The organism is Frankia sp. CcWB2 (assembly GCF_977927585.1).
In genome coordinates this window covers 14,669-15,964 of sequence record NZ_CDWRCM010000102.1, presented here as the reverse complement: position 1 = coordinate 15,964, position 1,296 = coordinate 14,669, and the positions used below count along the sequence as shown (strand labels likewise).

The window sequence follows — 1,296 nt, the reverse complement described above, 5'->3', positions numbered from 1 at the left end:
ATCGCCGCGATCAACGAATGGCTGCCCCGATGAACTTCCCAAACAGGCCCGAGTAGATGGCGAAGAGCAGCGCGATGTAGTGGCAGGTCGCGGCGACGAGGGTGAAGGCATGGAACACCTCGTGGTAGCCGAAGATCGTGGGCACCGGGTCCGGTCGCCGGCAGGCGTAGACGACGGCGCCGAGGCTGTAGCAGACCCCCCCCACGAGCAGAAGGACCATCGAGGCGATCCCGGCCCGGTGGGCGAGCTCCGGGATCACGAAGACGGCCACCCAGCCGAGCGCGATGTAGAGCGGCACGGTCAGGTACCGCGGCGAGTGCAGCCACAGCATCCGGATGGCGACGCCGAGTCCTGCCCCTCCCCACACCACCGCCAGGACCACCCGAGCGGTCGTCGGCGGCATCGCAATCAGGGCGAAAGGGGTGTAAGTGCCGGCGATGAAAACAAAGATCATTGAATGGTCGAGGCGTTTCATGCGCGCCCGGGCGCGTGATGTCGACCACATCGTCCGGTGGTAGAGGGCGCTCGTTCCGAAGAGGGCCGCAATACTCAGGGCGTAAACTGCGATACCGAGCCGGGCACGCAGCGTGGTAGCCAGCGCCACCGCAATGACGCTTAGTGTCAGGCTGATCGGGAACGCGCCGGCATGTAGCCATCCCCGCATGCGCGGTCGCACCAGGTCACGCGGGTGCGAGGCGATGTCCGTCTGCGGAGGCCCGGCCGGCTGCTGTACGAGGGAAGCCACGCCGAGAACGATAACCCGAGGGTCAGTGCCGTCACGAAGCGGAGCCGGACGGCAGCAGTCGGTCCGTACCGGTGCGTGATGGATCCGGCGCTTCTGCGCACTCGCTATCGCGCGACTGCGGACGGAACGCGCGGTACAGTCTAATGATCCTGAACGTGGCCTCGAACTCCCCCTATATTGTGGGTTTTGTCTGAACGTCCACGAGTACGTTCGAGTTCTCAAGTGGGCACCTGCATATGGGAAGAGAGCGCGGCAGGTTCGACTCGACCGGAGGTGTGAGCTGTGACAACCGCGGCACAGGTTTCGGGGCTGGACGTGGCCCCCACGAGGCACGCCAGGCTAGTTGCCTGGGTGCGCGAGATTGCCGAACTCACTCAGCCGGACCGGGTTGAGTGGTGCGATGGATCAGACGCGGAGTTCGATCGGCTGACCTCCCTTCTGATCGAGCAGGGGACCCTGGTCCGGCTGAATGACGAGAAACGTCCGAACAGCTTTTACGCCGCCTCGGACCCGGGCGACGTGGCCCGCGTGGAGGACCGTACCTATATCTG

The 1,296-nt window shown here is 65.0% G+C and carries 1 protein-coding gene and 1 pseudogene; one reads left to right on the top strand and one right to left on the bottom strand.

Annotation, left to right across the window (positions count from 1 at the left end; genetic code table 11):
* Positions 1-10 precede the first annotated feature (10 nt).
* Positions 11-745, bottom strand: a complete 735-nt coding sequence (trhA, locus tag ACY45C_RS12370; protein WP_462187767.1) for a PAQR family membrane homeostasis protein TrhA — start codon at positions 743-745, stop codon at positions 11-13.
* Positions 746-1,027: 282 nt separating this feature from the next.
* Here trhA and ACY45C_RS12365 point away from each other — a divergent pair.
* Positions 1,028-1,296: pseudogene (locus ACY45C_RS12365) on the top strand (phosphoenolpyruvate carboxykinase (GTP)); the annotation flags it as partial.